This window comes from Porphyromonas crevioricanis, assembly GCF_900476255.1.
Lineage (GTDB): Bacteria > Bacteroidota > Bacteroidia > Bacteroidales > Porphyromonadaceae > Porphyromonas > Porphyromonas crevioricanis.
This window is the reverse complement of sequence record NZ_LS483447.1, coordinates 172,899-188,642: the sequence shown is the minus strand read 5'-3', so window position 1 is coordinate 188,642 and position 15,744 is coordinate 172,899. Positions and strand designations below refer to the sequence as shown.

At 45.9% G+C, this 15,744-nt stretch carries 19 protein-coding genes and 1 tRNA gene; 7 read left to right on the top strand and 13 right to left on the bottom strand.

The genetic code is table 11. The features are described 5' to 3' along the window. Window positions 1-78 precede the first annotated feature (78 nt). On the top strand, window positions 79-405 hold the full coding sequence (locus DQN70_RS00890; RefSeq protein ID WP_042120120.1) for a type II toxin-antitoxin system RelE/ParE family toxin: 327 nt from the start codon (window positions 79-81) through the stop codon (window positions 403-405). After that, window positions 392-700, top strand: a complete 309-nt coding sequence (locus tag DQN70_RS00885; RefSeq protein WP_023936025.1) for a helix-turn-helix domain-containing protein — start codon at window positions 392-394, stop codon at window positions 698-700. Before DQN70_RS00890 ends, DQN70_RS00885 begins: the two co-directional genes overlap by 14 nt. Window positions 701-754: 54 nt before the next feature. Here the strand turns inward: DQN70_RS00885 and DQN70_RS00880 are convergent, their stop codons facing one another. Both DQN70_RS00880 and DQN70_RS00870 read right to left on the bottom strand, forming a co-directional pair. Then, window positions 755-1,102 carry a hypothetical protein gene (locus DQN70_RS00880; protein ID WP_042120119.1) on the bottom strand — a complete coding sequence of 116 codons (348 nt, stop codon included), beginning with the start codon at window positions 1,100-1,102 and terminating at the stop codon, window positions 755-757. A gap of 361 nt (window positions 1,103-1,463) precedes the next feature. Further along, window positions 1,464-1,871: a Panacea domain-containing protein gene (locus DQN70_RS00870; protein WP_036888408.1), complete on the bottom strand. Its 408-nt coding sequence runs from the start codon at window positions 1,869-1,871 to the stop codon at window positions 1,464-1,466. A gap of 71 nt (window positions 1,872-1,942) precedes the next feature. Here DQN70_RS00870 and DQN70_RS00865 point away from each other — a divergent pair, with 71 nt between their 5' ends. The 4 genes from DQN70_RS00865 to DQN70_RS00855 are packed head-to-tail and all read left to right on the top strand — an operon-like array spanning window position 1,943 to window position 4,489. After that, the gene (locus DQN70_RS00865) at window positions 1,943-2,545 is read left to right on the top strand and encodes a hypothetical protein (protein WP_158441736.1); all 603 of its coding nucleotides are present in this window, start codon (window positions 1,943-1,945) and stop codon (window positions 2,543-2,545) included. Window positions 2,546-2,592: 47 nt separating this feature from the next. Beyond that, the gene (locus tag DQN70_RS00860) at window positions 2,593-3,705 is read left to right on the top strand and encodes a hypothetical protein (protein ID WP_111759310.1); all 1,113 of its coding nucleotides are present in this window, start codon (window positions 2,593-2,595) and stop codon (window positions 3,703-3,705) included. Between the two features lie 11 nt (window positions 3,706-3,716). Next, window positions 3,717-4,091: a hypothetical protein gene (locus tag DQN70_RS09440; RefSeq protein WP_145980585.1), complete on the top strand. Its 375-nt coding sequence runs from the start codon at window positions 3,717-3,719 to the stop codon at window positions 4,089-4,091. Continuing rightward, entirely contained in the window at window positions 4,088-4,489 is a 402-nt protein-coding gene (locus DQN70_RS00855; RefSeq protein ID WP_023936014.1) for a hypothetical protein, read from the top strand. The genes DQN70_RS09440 and DQN70_RS00855 overlap by 4 nt, the downstream gene beginning before the upstream one ends. A gap of 112 nt (window positions 4,490-4,601) precedes the next feature. On the opposite strand, the gene DQN70_RS00850 is transcribed toward DQN70_RS00855, so the two are convergent. The 11 genes from DQN70_RS00850 to DQN70_RS00800 form a co-directional block, all read right to left on the bottom strand. After that, a tRNA-Ser gene (locus DQN70_RS00850) sits at window positions 4,602-4,686 on the bottom strand. A 51-nt stretch (window positions 4,687-4,737) separates the two neighbouring features. Continuing rightward, a complete protein-coding gene (gene trmD / locus DQN70_RS00845) occupies window positions 4,738-5,415 on the bottom strand; it encodes a tRNA (guanosine(37)-N1)-methyltransferase TrmD (RefSeq protein WP_023936011.1) in 678 nt (225 codons plus the stop codon). Window positions 5,416-5,445: 30 nt separating this feature from the next. Then, complete coding sequence (locus DQN70_RS00840; protein ID WP_023936009.1) at window positions 5,446-6,471, bottom strand: hypothetical protein; 1,026 nt, start codon at window positions 6,469-6,471, stop codon at window positions 5,446-5,448. Between the two features lie 74 nt (window positions 6,472-6,545). Next, the gene (locus DQN70_RS00835; protein WP_023940529.1) at window positions 6,546-7,172 is read right to left on the bottom strand and encodes an Ig-like domain-containing protein; all 627 of its coding nucleotides are present in this window, start codon (window positions 7,170-7,172) and stop codon (window positions 6,546-6,548) included. Window positions 7,173-7,230: 58 nt separating this feature from the next. Then, on the bottom strand, window positions 7,231-8,541 hold the full coding sequence (gene der / locus DQN70_RS00830; protein WP_023936004.1) for a ribosome biogenesis GTPase Der: 1,311 nt from the start codon (window positions 8,539-8,541) through the stop codon (window positions 7,231-7,233). A 10-nt stretch (window positions 8,542-8,551) separates the two neighbouring features. Beyond that, window positions 8,552-9,469, bottom strand: a complete 918-nt coding sequence (gene era / locus DQN70_RS00825; protein ID WP_036888461.1) for a GTPase Era — start codon at window positions 9,467-9,469, stop codon at window positions 8,552-8,554. 42 nt (window positions 9,470-9,511) lie between these two features. Continuing rightward, window positions 9,512-10,510, bottom strand: a complete 999-nt coding sequence (locus DQN70_RS00820; protein WP_023936000.1) for a beta-ketoacyl-ACP synthase III — start codon at window positions 10,508-10,510, stop codon at window positions 9,512-9,514. A gap of 126 nt (window positions 10,511-10,636) precedes the next feature. After that, window positions 10,637-10,825, bottom strand: coding sequence for a 50S ribosomal protein L32 (gene rpmF, locus DQN70_RS00815; RefSeq protein WP_023940526.1), 189 nt, complete (start codon window positions 10,823-10,825; stop codon window positions 10,637-10,639). Window positions 10,826-10,847: 22 nt separating this feature from the next. Beyond that, on the bottom strand, window positions 10,848-11,384 hold the full coding sequence (locus tag DQN70_RS00810; RefSeq protein ID WP_042225976.1) for a YceD family protein: 537 nt from the start codon (window positions 11,382-11,384) through the stop codon (window positions 10,848-10,850). Window positions 11,385-11,622: 238 nt separating this feature from the next. Continuing rightward, entirely contained in the window at window positions 11,623-12,942 is a 1,320-nt protein-coding gene (locus DQN70_RS00805) for a leucine-rich repeat domain-containing protein (protein WP_023940522.1), read from the bottom strand. Between the two features lie 400 nt (window positions 12,943-13,342). Continuing rightward, complete coding sequence (locus DQN70_RS00800) at window positions 13,343-14,047, bottom strand: outer membrane beta-barrel protein (protein WP_081711899.1); 705 nt, start codon at window positions 14,045-14,047, stop codon at window positions 13,343-13,345. 714 nt (window positions 14,048-14,761) lie between these two features. On the opposite strand from DQN70_RS00800, the gene ftcD reads away from it, so the two are divergent. Further along, window positions 14,762-15,667 (top strand): glutamate formimidoyltransferase, encoded by a 906-nt coding sequence (gene ftcD, locus DQN70_RS00795; protein ID WP_023935986.1) that lies wholly within the window; start codon window positions 14,762-14,764, stop codon window positions 15,665-15,667. Window positions 15,668-15,744: the final 77 nt, after the last annotated feature.

Sequence of the window (15,744 nt, the reverse complement as noted above, 5' to 3'; positions counted from 1 at the left end):
ATAAGGATTTTTTCTTCTTTGCATCAAAAAAAGTCTCTAAAGGTTGCTTTATATGGAAACTTTTATTACCTTCGCAGTATGAAAAGGAAGATAAGAACATACGGTGGCTACTTCGAGGCGTTTATGGCAGAGCTTGAAGATAAAGTACGAGAGAAAATTGAGTACGGATTGCTCTTGCTTAAAACTCAAGACCGTGTTTCTACTAAGTTTGTAAAGGCTGTTCGTGACGGCTTATTTGAGCTACGTACAGAGTACAATAGCAATATCTATCGTGTGTTCTTCATTTTCGATGAGGGTCAAATAGTGGTGTTGTTTAATGGCTTTCAGAAGAAGACACAGAAGACGCCAAATAACGAAATAGAAAGGGCATTAAAAATAAAGGAGGCATATTATGCAGACAAATAACCATCAAATTTCAGATTACGACTTGGTATTGGATGCCAAGTATGGTAAAGAGGGAAGCCCCGAGAGGCTTAAACATGAAGAAGAAGCCAAGGCATTCTATGCTGCACAACTACTTCTTCAAGCACGCAAGGAAGCCAAAGTTACACAAAGCGAGCTTGCACGGCGTGTGGGTACTACGAAGTCCTATATCTCTAAAATAGAGAATGGGGTGATAGAACCGGGCGTGGGGTTGTTCTTCCGTTTGGTGAATGCACTCGGCTTGCGTATTGACATCACCAGCCCGATAGGATTTTAATATGGAAGCAAGACAACAAATAAGAGGGAGCAGAAACGCTCCCTCTTCGTTTTTTTATTGCTTCGTGTAAACGAGTTCTCCAAATATCAGTTTGTTTCCATCAATCCTCCCCGATTGTGTTTCCGTCTTATTTGTTTCTCGGTTGATGGCGGTAAAGTGTATGAATGGCGGATTGTACACATATGTTCCGTTGTCGTGGTCTTCCTCGTGATACGTTCCGTTTTGATAGACGTAATCAAAGGTGAAAGTTCTTAAAGCGAATTTGATGGTTTTGATGCCGTCTGTTTCGTTTTTCCACACAGTACCATCTAGTGAGTAATCATTCTCTTTGTCATCCTTTGAACATCCCGAGAACGCTACCAGCCCGACAAGGGCGATCATTGTAATTAGTAATTTCTTCATTGCTGTTTTGTTTTATGAGTTATTTCACTACTAAAAAGTCCTTGTAATATGATAAATGCCAACCCGAGTACGTTAAGTGTTGTTGTTCCTAACACCGTCATTAAAACAGCGTCAGACAACCCTATACAGCACCTGCGATTGAAGATAAGAACAAGCAACACCGAAGCAAGCCAAACGGAGTCAACGATGATAACCCACCACGAAAGCCGACACCTCCAATTCGTATCACTTGCGTATCTCTTATTTTTCAGTTGATGCTCTTGCTCTTTGAGCGACTTAACGTCATTATTGCTTGTTGAAGCCGTAGATGGAGGCAATACCGACTCCGATAAGACAAACACATCGTTATCCCAATCCACCTTTACGACTCCGATTTTACAGAAATAATACTGTTAAAATAACCTTTGATTAAATGATCCGGGATTACATCGCCCCACTTAAAGCCATTTCTATTAGTTGTTTGGTACCAGGGGCTTCCATCACTATGTGACCACTCCGACAATTGCCCTGCATTCCAACATCCGAAATGATTAAACACAAAATCGACAACCTTGTTGAGCTTTGTGTCTTTTAGAATCTTCTTTCGTTCTTCCTTTACAATATCATCTGCTGAGATAAGCGACAACTCTTGCTTAAGGAGTTTATTTCTTGTCGTTGGAAAGACAGGACCATAAGGCCAAGCTTGAGGATGCTCATTAAGTAATCGTTCGCCATAGATCCTCAAGTATGCACCATAGATGATATACAGGAGCTTCTGTACCTTAGTCATATTGATGGAGATTCTCCTATCATTTGCCAAGGCTATGATATAGGTTGCTATATCGGTACTCTTGTAGATGAATGTATCTTTTATTTCAACGCTTGTCTGATGCAACCGTAAAGGGAGGAAATGATATGGATCAAACATTCAATAAAGTGGCCTCCGACATAGATGCGGCTTTTGCAAAAATAGATGCGGCTGTTGGACTGCATAGAAGCCAAATCAAAAAGCTTGAAGAAGAATACAAGCAAATAGGACTTGCGCAAGGTACGTCTATTGATGCTAATAAAGGAGGATATCAAACAGATAGACAACAAGCTATTGCAGGAGAGATGAGGGGGCGCAGACAGCTGATAAAAGAGGCTGAAGATGCTGCGGATGAGCTCAGAAAGCATGAAGTCATCTTAGAGAATGTCAGGAAAAAGACAGAAGAAAGTGCAAAGGCATATCAGACTTTGCAGTCTCGTATTAGGGAATTGAAAGAGGAAATGGCAAGGCTTGTCAGCCAAGGCATTGACCAGCAAAGCGAAGCCTACAAATCTCTTGCTAACGAACTTGGACAATTAAAAAAGTTCAGACGGATATTGCTCAACAAGGGAAAATTCTATCGAGCGATCAAGCAGGTTTTCAAGGGGTTCTACAGGGTCTTTCGGGACTTGCTGGAGGGCTTTCTGCAGCAATAGGGGCTGTGTCATTGTTTGCAGGAGAAAATGAAGACCTGCAAAAGGTTATGACCAAAGTGCAGTCTGTGATAGCTATCACAATAGGATTGGAGCAGGTTTCACAAGCCCTCAATAAGAATGGAGCCTTCATTCTTCACACAGTTAGGAAGGTTAAGGAATTGCTAACTGCAGCTGAACTGAAGTTTGCTACAGCTCTTGGTATATCTAACGTTGCAGCGCAAGCATTGATGGCCACACTGACCCTCGGGCTATCGGTTGCTATAACAGGCGCAATAGTACTCATCGACAGGATTATCACCAAAAACAGAGAAGCCAAAGAGGCTCAAGAGGAGTTTTCAAATGCAGTTGTTGAGGGTGGATATAAACCAATAGCCAAGATTGAGCAGCTGTCTCAATCGTACAGAGCACTTGGTGACGACATGAAAGCTAAAGAGAAGTTCATCAAAGACAACAAAAAAGCCTTCGAAGAGCTTGGCGTATCCATTCGTTCTGTATCGGACGCCGAAAACCTGTTGATCAACAACAAAGAAGCATTCATATCGGCACAAATAGCTAAAGCGAAGGCAGCTGTGTACTTCAAAGAAGCCGAGGAAGAAGTGAAAAATCTAATTAAGCTTGAGAGAGAATTAGAAAAACTAAAACCGACGAAAGAACAATCTATACCAAGAGGTATGCATATGGTGACAGTGACGGTGGCAAACCCGGAGTATGAAAAGAAAAAAAAGGAAGTAGAAAAAGCCAATAGTAAGCTGCGTGAACTGTTCGATCTTTCGGCAAAGGAGGAGAAGAATGCATTTATTAAACTTAAAAATGCGAGTATTGGGGCTATTAACGATTATGATGAAGGTACCGTCCGTGCTATTAATCAGGCAATACAATCAAAAGAAGAAGAACTCAATAATTTAATCCCTCAATCTGATGAGTGGAAGCAAAAACTCAAGGAAATTGAAGACTTGCGAAAGCTAATTGAAAATCCCACCAAAGAGAGTGCACCAAAGGGCAACTTGAAGGACTCTTTTATTGAGAAACTTAAAAAGCGGAAAGAGGAATATGAGCATTTCAATAAGGCTATAAACTCAACCAACGAAGGTGTACGCAAGGAGGCGGTTAGCAAGTTTTCCGATCTCCAAGCTCTAATAAGCGTCCGAGCAGCTATGTAAGTTATTGGGCGGTGGTAGCAAGAGGTCGAAAGGGCGATAAAGGAGATAGCCCGGTGAGTGTGTTTAGGGGGGGATACAAATCTGGCATCACATATTATGGCAATCCAACTCGTCGAGATATTGTGAAGTGTAGCGGAACGTACTACATCGCCAAGGTAGATGCAGGCTCGTTCAGTGGCGTTACTCCGAGCTGCACAAGCAGCAAGTGGGATGATTTCGGAGCGCAATTTTCTTCTGTTGCAACAGGACTTCTACTCGCAGAAAATGCGAGCATCGGGGATTGGTTCTTGAGTGGCGGAAAAGTAGAAAGGAGATACAACTGCAACGTAGCAAGCTTGATTCCGTCTCGTTGTCCGCACATAAAGAGAGTGCGTTCGACGGGATGACAGAAGCAATAAGGAAGAGCCAAAGACGTGCAAGCGTTACGGAAATAGAGTTCTATCATAGTGACAGTGTGCTCTACGAAGTGTCGATAGATAATACAGCCCTCGACGTATCTCACATAAGGGGGCAGCCCATCAAGTCGATACGGCAAACAACCGTCGAAGAGTTGGTGGAGAACAAGGAAAAAGAATCTGAAAGCTCAACGAATAAGGAGGCGAGAGAAAAGGCTGTCATACGCAAAGAAACGAAGTCCGGGCAGAAGAGGACAGGAACGAAAGGGTTCCCACGCCGAGGATACATTTACGCCACTTTGTTTGCCATAGCTTCCATATACTTATTTCACAAGCCAATCAGGAGCCTAATTAAAAAGCTTCTGAAAAGAAAAAGGAAAATACCTTGACAGGCAGGTATAAGATATAAAACAAATGCCCTGAATGTTGTGTTCGGGGCATTTGATTTGTATGTGCATCCGTGTACATTGTTTGTAACTCCTTGAAAACCAAGGTTTATTGCGGAGGGACAGGGATTCGAACCCTGGGTGCCCGAAGGCACAACGGTTTTCGAGACCGCCCCGATCGACCACTCCGGCATCCCTCCGAATTTGATTGTATTTGCAAATTTAGAGCAAACAGTACAACTCTCAAAATGTTATTTACCCAGCAAGTCCGGGCGTAGTCTTCGAGTTCGTTCTTCTGCTTGTTGTATGCGCCAGTTGGCAATGTTTGCTTCGTGTCCGCTAAGCAGAATATCGGGGACTTTCCAACCCTTGTATTCTGCCGGTCTGGTATAGATAGGAGGAGCGAGTAGATTGTCCTGAAAAGTGTCTGAGAGAGCACTACCAGCATCCCCAAGTACTCCGGGTATAAGACGTACGATTGCATCTGTCATGATTGCAGCCGGCAACTCTCCTCCTGTGAGTACGTAGTCGCCAATGGAAAACTCTCTGGTGATGAGGTGTTCTCTGATTCTGTAGTCGATCCCTTTGTAGTGCCCACAGAGAAAAATCAGATTATTCTTTAGGCTCAATTCGTTGGCCACGCCTTGAGTGAAGCGTTCGCCATCGGGGGAGGTGAAAATGATTTCATCGTATTCCCGCTCTGCTTTCAGAGCCGATATACAGCGGTCAATCGGTTCTATTTGCATCACCATGCCCGGCTCTCCTCCAAAGGGGTAGTCGTCCACTCGTCGCCACTTATTCGTAGAGTAGTCGCGTAGTTGATGGATGTGCAGATCCAGCAACCCTTTGTTTCTGGCGCGACCAATAATAGAGCAACTGAGTGTTTGCTCTATCATCTCGGGGAGTACGGTGAGAATATCTATACGCACGATGTCGGGTATTGTTGATGGAGGAAGGGTTTAGCCTTTTGGAGTGTATTGCTCCAGTACGATTAGCCCTCGCGAAGAGTTATCCTTGTATACTGATGGCAGGGTACTTGATCCGAAGGACAAGCGAATCCCTTGTTTGGTGTTTGTGTAGCTGAGAACAAGTCCGGCCGGATTGGAGGGAACTTCCTTGTTTGGCTCATAGCCGGCTTCTTGCAAAATGCCTTGCCAATGAGGGTTTATCTTAGGTTTTTGCTCTGTATCCAAAGTGTATAGGAGGGAAATGTCAGAGAGGTATATCTCACTTTGTAAGAGCTTTTTGTCCGAATCGAGTAGATAGGCTCTGGACAAAAGAGGAGCTTCCTTTGCTGTATCGAAAATGATGGTTTGCTCCGAAATTCCCAGAAAAACAGATCCCAAAGCTGTTTCATAGGAGTAGATCTCCGTTGGAGAGGCTCCCCATTGCGTGCAAGCTACAGGAATTTGGCGCAAGAGACGAATCCTTTTTTGTATCGGCTCCATACCAATCACAGCTGACAGCCTGCCTTCCAGCAGTTTGGAATCAAGAGAGAGACGACAATTCTTTTCGCTGTTCACAAAGAAGAAAGGCAGTTTGGCTGTTGTTTCCGGACTGAATCCGGCTTTGCGTAGTAGAAGTTCGAGATGAGGATTTGGCATTGTGCGCAAGCGGTCTTCAGAGACTTGCAGTACCAGACTGTAAGGGACGGCCAGCAGCCGTGACCTGACTAAACTGTCTCCTTCCATGCTGTACACACGATAAGGTACCTGTTGGTCGGAGGTGGTGAAGCTCAGATCCGAAGGAGATCCGAAGATATCTATGGTAGAAGCTGTCCCTCCGTTGTCTTTCTCCGCCTGTATCAGAACATCTGCTTTGGCTCCCCATTTATCGTAGAGAAAAGGCAGAGAGCTGAATGTCTTAGTCTCGATAGAGGGATAGGGAGTGGGGTTCGGTTGGGGTATTTCCTCTTGCTTACCCTTGCAGCCTGCAAGCAAAAACAGGAGGAGCAGGGCTGCTGTGATTTGGAGTTTCTTTTCCATAGTTCCGAGAAGTTGAGTTGTCGCTGGTTCGGGTCAATAACCTTCTAAATTTCTCTCTTAGAGATGATCAGTTCTTATTTACCGGAAGACTTACCTTCTTCCGGACCGTTGTAGACGATTACTTTAGCTTTGGACGAATAGCTGTTGATACGAGCTGTTATCTCCGTTTCCCCAGCTTTATGCGCCGTGATAAGGCCTTCTTTGGGGTTAGCAAACGATGCGATCTTCTCATCGGCAGAGCTCCATTTGATTTCCCCATCATAGACGGAGGGAACTACTTTGGCCTGAAACATTGCTTGTTTGTTCACATTGATTCGCAGGACCTCGGGGGAGACTTGTATCCCCGATGCCGGCACATCATAGCCGACCGTTAGGTGAAGTTCTCCTTTGGGGCCATCGGCTGCCGTGGCCGAGATAGTCGCTTCTCCATCGCTCATAGCCAATACTTCTCCTGTCGGGAAGACAACCGCTACAGCTTCGTTGCTGCTCTGCCAATACAGAGGATCTTTTTGTCTGCAAGGAGGGTCTATGTGCACTCTGGGCATGAATTTCTTGCCCGCAGCAATGGTTGTATCAGAGGGAGCAAGGGAGACGAGCTCGACCTTTGCCTCCTCTGTTGTCCCCCCACATCCGGCCAGTAGTGCGATAGCAGATGCAGATAGTACAATCAGGTACAAAAAGGCGTTTCTTACTTTGATCATAGTGAATAATGGGTTCTAATGTTCGCTTTTGTCGGATAAGGCTTCGTGACAGGGAGATTTACTTCTCCCGCATGAAGATATTGATAGGGATGCCACTGAAGTCCCAGTGTTCTCGGATCTTGTTTTCCAAAAAGCGTTTGTATGGCTCCTTGACCCATTGTGGCAGGTTGCAGTAGAAGACAAAGGTCGGAACGGCAGTCGGCAGCTGTGCTACGTACTTGATCTTGATGTATTTGCCTTTCCATGCTGGTGGAGGGGTTGCCTCAATTATGGGCAGCATGATCTCGTTTAACTTATGAGTCGGGACACGGGTCGAACGTCTTTTGTACACATCTCCCGCAGTCTCCAATACCCTGAATATGCGTTGTTTTTCGAGAACGGAAATGAAGATGATGGGAAAATCGACAAAAGGGGCAAAGCGTGCCTGTATGGCCTCTTTGAAAGTCCGTATGGCTCCATTGCTTTTGTCTTCTACCAAGTCCCACTTGTTTACACACACCACAAGTCCCTTGTTGTTGCGCCGTATCACCCCGAATATATTCACATCTTGGCTCTCCACTCCTCTCGTGGCATCGAGCATCAGTATGCATACATCGGAGTTTTCTATGGCACGTATGGAGCGTATTACGCTGTAGTATTCGAGATCTTCGTTTACCTTCCCCTTTTTTCGGATGCCTGCTGTATCTACCAGATAGATGTTTTGCCCGAATTTGTTGTATCGGGTGTAGATAGAGTCTCTTGTCGTCCCGGCAATGTCGGTGACAATATGCCTATCCTCTCCCATAAAGGCGTTTATCAGAGAGCTTTTCCCGGCATTGGGGCGGCCGACTACTGCCACTCTGGGCAGCTCTTCTTCCGGCCGTGAATTTTCTTCTTTCGGTAGCAGCTCTATGATCTTGTCCAAGAGTTCACCTGTGCCTGATCCGTTGATCGCAGCAATGGGGTAGGGATCTCCCAAACCCAAACTGTAGAACACAGAGGCTTGCGCATGCAGAGCAAAGTTGTCTGCCTTATTGGCAACCAATATCACCGGTTTGCGGCTTCGCCTGAGGATTGTAGCTACTTCGCTGTCCAAAGAAGGATCGGCCACTTCTACGTCTACGACAAGGAGAACCACATCGGCTTCGTCCACGGCTATGCTTACCTGAGAGTTGATACGATCCTCGAATATATCCTCCGAGCCGACTACCCAGCCCCCAGTATCTACGAGAGAGAACTCTCGATCTTGCCATACCACTTTGCCGTATTGTCTGTCGCGAGTTGTCCCCGCAACCTCCGTGACGATGGCTTGCCTGGTTTCTGTAAGGCGATTGAAAAGAGTGGATTTGCCCACATTGGGGCGGCCGACAATGGCTACTAATTTGCTCATGATATGCTGATTAGTCGTTTTGTTGGTAGCCGAAGGTATGGAGCTTCTTTTCGTCGTTGCGCCAGTCCTTTTCTACTTTGACATACAGTTCCAAAAAGATCTTTTTGTCGAAGAATCGTTCCAGATCTTTCCGTGCCGTACTGCCCAGTTTTTTGATTGCAGCACCTTTGTGCCCGATGATAATTCCCTTTTGAGACTCACGCTCCACGACGATGATTGCACGGATACGTATCAAGTCCCTTTCTTCGCGAAACTCCTCTACTTCGACCTCTACCGCATAGGGAACCTCCTGTTGGTAGTAAAGCAAAATCTTCTCCCGAATGATCTCTGTCACAAAGAAGCGTGCCGGTCTGTCGGTGAGAGCGTCTTTGTCGAAATAAGGAGGAGAGAGGGGGATGAGGGATTCTATACGCTGTTTCAGTGGCTGAATATTGAATTTATTGGTGGCGGAGATAGGGAGTATTTCTGCCTGAGGCAAAAGGGTATGCCACTGCTCTACCAGCTGCTCCAGTTTGTCTTGAGTGGTGAGGTCTATTTTGTTGATAACCAGTATTACCGGGCATTTAGCTTTGGCTACCAAGGAGAGAAACTCGCTGTTCTTCTCATATTTCTCTATCACATCGGTTACGTATACCAACACATCCGCATCGCTCAAGGCAGATCGGCTATAGGCCAACATAGACTCTTGGAGCTTGTAGTTGGGTTTGAGTACCCCGGGAGTGTCGCTGTATACGATCTGCATCTCTTCAGTATTGACGATACCGAGGATGCGATGTCGTGTTGTCTGCGATTTGGATGTGACAATGGAGAGTCGCTCGCCTACCAGCAGGTTGGTGAGAGTGGATTTTCCCACATTGGGATTGCCAACGACGTTGACAAAGCCCGAGCGATGCCCGGGCTTGACGGAATGCCGGAGCGAGTCCGGCATATTGTCGTTTTGTATGGTCTCTTGGTTTTCTGTCATCGGTTCTTATTTGGGATCGTATGCCCATTTGAGGTAGACGGCTGCCCACGTAAACCCGGCTCCGAAAGAAGTGAGTATGAGGGTGTCTCCCTTATGTAATTGCTTTTCCCACTCCCACAGACAGATGGGTATGGTGGCGGAGCTGGTATTGCCGTATTTCTCTATGTTGATCATCACTTTTTCTTGTGGCACCTCCATCATGCGTGTCACGGCATCGATGATGCGCAAATTGGCCTGATGAGGAACAACCCAGTCTATATCAGCATGGGTGAGTTTGTTGCGTCGCATCACTTCCAAACAGGCTCTGGACATATTTACCACAGCGTGTTTGAAGACCACAGCTCCTTCCTGATATACGTAGTGTTCTCTGTTGTCTACAGTCTCGTGCGTAGGGGGCTTGGCCGAGCCTCCAGCTTTCATGATCAGGTTGGTTTTCCCTACACCATTGCTATGCAATACTGAGTCGATTACTCCCAAGTCTTCTTCTGTTGGTTCGAGCAAGGCGCACCCGGCACCGTCACCGAAGAGGGGTAGCGTAGTGCGGTCAGTCTTATCTATTACCGCAGTCATCTTCTCTGTTGCAGCGATAACCAATCTTTTGTATCGCCCGGAGCGGATATAGTTGGCCCCGGTCTCCAGAGCATAGAGCCAGCTGGGGCAGGCACTTTGCAGGTCGAATGCAAAAGCGTTGGTGCAGCCACACTCGTGCGCCACGATACTTGCCGAGGGCGGAAAGTGATAATCCGGAGTATTGGTGGCTAAGATCAGCCCGTCTACGCTTTTGGGATCTATGTCATTTTTTTCGAGCATACCACGTACGGCCTGAATAGCCAGATAGCTGGCTCCTTTGTCGGGATCGGTGAGCACGCGTCTTTCCTTGATCCCTACGCGGGTCATAATCCATTCGTCCGAAGTATCTACAAGCTTTTCGATATCGGCATTTGTGAGCTTGTCTTCGGGTAGATAAGCTCCGACAGCTGTGATGGCAGCATTGATCGTTTTCATATAATATACGTGTCTAAGGTACGTGTGGTACAAACCTCCGCTAAGGTAAAAAAAAAGCCCCGACCACCCCAAATGGGGAAGCCGGGGATTGGTATTTGTCTCATCGACAGGGTCAAGACCCTTCGTTTAGACAGTTTCTTCTACCTTCTCGATGGCCAACTTACCACGGTAGTAACCGCAGTCGTTGCATACGGTGTGATAGATGTGCCAGGCGCCACAGTTAGGGCATTTTGCCAATGTCGGCATCTGGGCATGGTCGTGCGAACGGCGTTTGCCCTGTCGCATTTTCGACTGTCTTCTTTTGGGATGTGCCATAGTTTTATGTTTTAATTGTTAATCAGTCTGAAATGTTTTGCAGGCTCCTGAGTACTTCCCAGCGAGTATCGCAAGTAGCACCCTCTTCATTTGGTTGCCCCCCTCTGCTTGCTTCCATTTGTCCGAGGCGACGCAGCATCTCCGGATCGCATTCGTCTTCGGGATGCATGCGTTGCAGGGGGAGGGATAGCTCTATGTATTCGTAGAGCAGCCAGCCGAAGTCCAGCACTGCTTCTGTTATCGGCAGTACCAAGACCTCTTCGCTCTCCTCCTCGTAGTGATCGCCGAGCTTGACTACCAAATGGGCTGTCGTATTGACAGGCCAAGTCAGGTCGCCAAGGCAGCGGTCGCAACTGATGAGGACTTCTCCACAGAGGTGAAAATGGAAGTCAAAGAGTCCCGCTGTTTTCCGCATCTGAATGTGCGCCTCCACTCGGCCGGAGCGAATCTCTGCCATATCGAGGGATGCAAAGTAGGCATCATCCAGCAATAACCGTTCTTCGTAGGAATCTTGCTGTATCGACTTTAGATCTATACTGTATCTCGATCGTTGCCTCATTCGTTTTTGCGTAAAATCAGGGGCAAAGGTAGTTATATCGAACCAATAACACAAGGGTGTTTTGCGCTTTTTACGTATTGCACATCCCGGTATTAAGTGCAACATGATGGATAAACGAAGACCGGCCAGAGACTCTCCCAACCGGTCTACTCAAAAGCATGTTTGAGCCTGTTGTGCGAAGCCAAATCTTCTATAGCCCCTTCGCATGGGCTCCAAAATGGCAAGCTTAGTTGCCATTTTACAGACTTAGCAGAATGCGGTTATTGCTACCTCCGTTGTAGTCATAGACTACCCAGTTCTTTGCCTTGATTGTGGCAATATCGCTTTTCGGATAATGGTTTTGCTCATTGAAATCTTGGCTGTCTATCACAATCAACAGCCCTGCATTTTTTTTGTCCTCCCTGTTTGCTAATCCTACCACAAGTTGGCTCATGGCTTTTCCTCGTATTTGATTGGAGTGGCAGCACAGCCATGTCAGTTTTGTATTCTTGCTTACATCCAAGCTTGTCAGGGAGTTGGAGGAGCAGCGCAATTCTGCAAGCTCAGCATTCTTGCTTACATCCAAGCTCGTCAGGGAGTTGGAGGAGCAGTCCAATTCCGAAAGCCTTGCGTTCTTGCTTACATCCAAGCTCGTCAGGGAGTTGGAGGAACAGTCCAATTCCGCAAGCCTTGCGTTCTTGCTTACATCCAGGCTTGTCAGAGAGTTGGACTGGCAGGATAGCCACATCAGTTCTGTATTTCTGCTTACATCCAGACTTGTTAGGGAATTGGCCTGGCAGGACAGTGTTGTGAGTTTTGTATTCCTGCTTACATCCAAACTTGTCAGGAAGTTGGAGGAGCAGTCCAATATTGTGAGTTCTGTATTCTTGCTTACATCCAAGCTCATTAGTTGGTTGGAGAGACAGAACAACGACTCAAGTTCTGTATTCTTGCTTATATCCAAGCTCGTCAGGGAGTTGAAGTGGCAGGACAATCCTGTAAGCTCTGTATTCTTGCTTACATCCAAGCTCGTCAGGAAGTTGGAGTGGCAGGACAATCTTGTAAGCTCTGTATTCTTGCTTACATCCAAGTTTGTCAGGGAGTTGGAGGAGCAGTCCAATGTTGCAAGCTTCGTGTTCTTGCTTATGTCCAAGCTCGTTAGGGAGTTGGAGGAGCAGTCCAATTCTGCAAGCTTTGTGTTTTTGCTTATATCCAGGCTCGTCAGGGAGTTGGAATAGCAGTCCAATTTTGTAAGCTCTGTGTTCTTGCTTACATCCAAGCTCGTCAGAGAGTCCGGATAGCAATACAGCTCTGTAACCTCTCCGTGTATGGAAATGCTTGTTTGAGTCAGGGTGTATTGTTTATATTTCCCAAATACCGGTTCCTCTTTCACGCCATCAATGCGGATGGGTGCTTTGCCTCTGATGACTAATGTGATTTTTTCTCCAACCTGCTTGCTTGTGGTCATTGTTATGACCGGATCTTCATGTGCCAAAACTTGCGGAATACTCGAGGAAAAGCCTCCCAATGGGAATAAAATAAGTGCAAGTAGTGCGCCCAAAAAACTACTCTTTTTCATGACAAGTCTCTTTCCTTATATATCGAATATTTATCCTTCTTTCTTTTTGCCTTCCTTATATCGGATAAGGAAAGACTGCGTTCTGATACTCCCGGAACTGTGATGCGATATAATGCTGAAGCAAATTTAGGAAGAAGTATTCGAAGAGAGTTCTATACGAGAGTTTCTTTCTATGTTGCGCATTCCGGTATCGAGCGCAACACAACAACAGATAAGCAAAGACCGGTCGGGGGCTCCCAACCGGTCTTCTCAAAAGTTTATTTTGTGTCGCACTTACACTTGGAAAGTGCACTTAGTATTCTTATGTCAAATTAGCTTATATAGCGAGTCTATTTGTATTTGAATGGCAGTGATTAAAATAATTGTTTTTTTGTAGTGTTATTTCTCACAATGCTTTATCCTAAAAATTATAACCAATACTAAAGGTTATATTCATCGGATTTAGTCTTTGTTGTGTTGTAGAATAGGAGATAAGTCCTCCATCTTCAAGAACAGCCTGCTTTTGTGCCTCAAGCGAGAAGTTGAGGTGTTCGTTTGCAGCATAGTCCAATGCAAGTAAGAAACCTCCCATAATTTTCTTAAATCCAAAGACCTGCTTCTCGAATCCCCTATTATCCTTGAAGGATACTGTTTTGAACATATCCACGTACAGGGTTTTGTCCGACAGATTCGTTTCTACTTTCTTATTACCCCATAGCCCGAAATCGAAGAAACAACCGGCGCGGAGAGTAAGAGCCGAACGATCCTCAAGATTAAATCTGACACCGGCGGAAAGAGGTAAGTTCAGGAAAGTCCCACGGAAAGAAACATTGTTCGTGGGGTCGCTGGTTACTGTTGTTGTTGGGATTTGCACTTCTGCACCTACCGATGATAGGGCCAATTCGCCTTGGAGCACAGGTTGGATTGTATTCTCCGGCATAAATGCATAGGCATAAGAAGCTCCTAAGCGAGCCGACACGTCGGCCACGGACTTAACATCTTTGTTGGGGAAGCTATAAACACCGACCCCTGCTTTGAAACCTACAATTGACTGTGCTGAAAGGGTGCATGCACCGAGGAACGACAATAATAATGCCGTCAATTTAAGTTTAATTGGTTTGTTCATAAAAACTTTTTTGATCCATTCGAAAACAAAGGGATCTCTGCCATGTGCATTGACTAAAAATTTGTGCGAAGGTAGAAAAAATATTCGACGTCATGACAATGATATTCAATCGTTTCCTCTTTTTTTCTCATTTGATATTGTTGTACGGACCCAACAGGGCAAGAAAATCCGATTTTGCAATTGTCCGGGGAAAGCTCCCTTTTTTATGTTGTTGGAGTGTGTATGTTTTGTAAAATTTTGGTCGTAGCAAAAAAAGGAAAAAGAGAGGGGAAACAGGCTGTGTACAGGGGCGAATAGTTCCCCCTCTTACGCCTCTTATATGGCCCTCTCAAAATGCCGATGAATAGGGCGTTCTGGAGGGGTCGATTTTTTCTCCTCAGAGAAATTTTGCTAACACAGGAGAGAGCAAATTTTTTCTCAGGAGAGAATTTTCGTTCTCTCCCGTGTCAGCAAAAAACATCTCCTATGGGTATCAAAAAGGAGAGGAAAAAAACGGTCGAAACAGCCCTGATTTGAGCAGAAATAGCGGCATGGAAAGAAAATAAATCAACACGGAAATAAACAAAACAACACACCTTGGGAGGAGCATATTTCTGAAACTTGAGAAGCCTCGAAAACGTAGAAGTTGCACTTAGTTTATCGGGCGAAAAGCGGTACCTTAGCGCAAGTTTTTAATACCAATCTGATAAAATCATTATTCAAGAAACCAGTATTATGGCAACTCAATCCAAAATTGTACAGTGCGTGCCTAATTTCAGTGAAGGGCGTAACAAGGAAAACATCGAGAAGATTGTCAATCCTTTCCGCACACGTCAGGGTGTGAAATTGCTCAACTACAGCAACGACGAAGACCACAACCGTTTGGTAGTGACTGTTATCGGTGATCCCGAAGCAGTGACAGAATCTCTCTACGAAGCTATCGAGCAGGCTGTACAGTTGATCGACCTGAACAAGCATCAGGGACAACACCCCCGCATGGGAGCCGTAGACGTAGTGCCTTTTATCCCTATCCGCAATATGGATATGGACGAGGCTATCGCTTTGTCTAAGGAAGTGGGTGCAGAGATCGGCAAACGCTTCGGTATCCCCGTGTTCTTGTATGAAAAGTCTGCAACCGCTCCTCATCGTGAAAACCTTGCCAAGGTACGTAAGGGAGAATTTGAAGGAATGGCAGAGAAAATACACGAACCCGAATGGTTGCCTGATTTCGGTCCTGCCGATCGTCATGCTACAGCAGGTACCGTAGCCGTGGGTGCGCGTATGCCGTTGGTTGCTTACAACGTAAACCTGAATACCTCGGATGTTGCTATTGCCGATGCAATTGCCAAGAAAGTACGTCACATCGGTGGCGGTCTGCGTTTCTGCAAGGCCATGGGCGTGGAGCTGACGGATCGCAATATCGCTCAGGTATCTATGAACTTGACCGACTACAGCAAGACAGCTATCTATCGTGCACACGAGTTGGTGCGTATCGAAGCTCGTCGCTATGGTGTAGAGATCGTAGGTGCTGAGATCATAGGCCTTGTACCCATGATGGCGCTGGTAGATGCAGCTGCTTACTACCTCGGTCTAGAAGATTTCTCTATCGAGCAGGTGCTTGAATATCGTATGCTGGAGTAGTCTATTCTTCGGCTATATACAAACAGAGAGGGAGCACTACCGATCGGTAGTGCTCCCTCTCTGTTTATGTGAGTTTA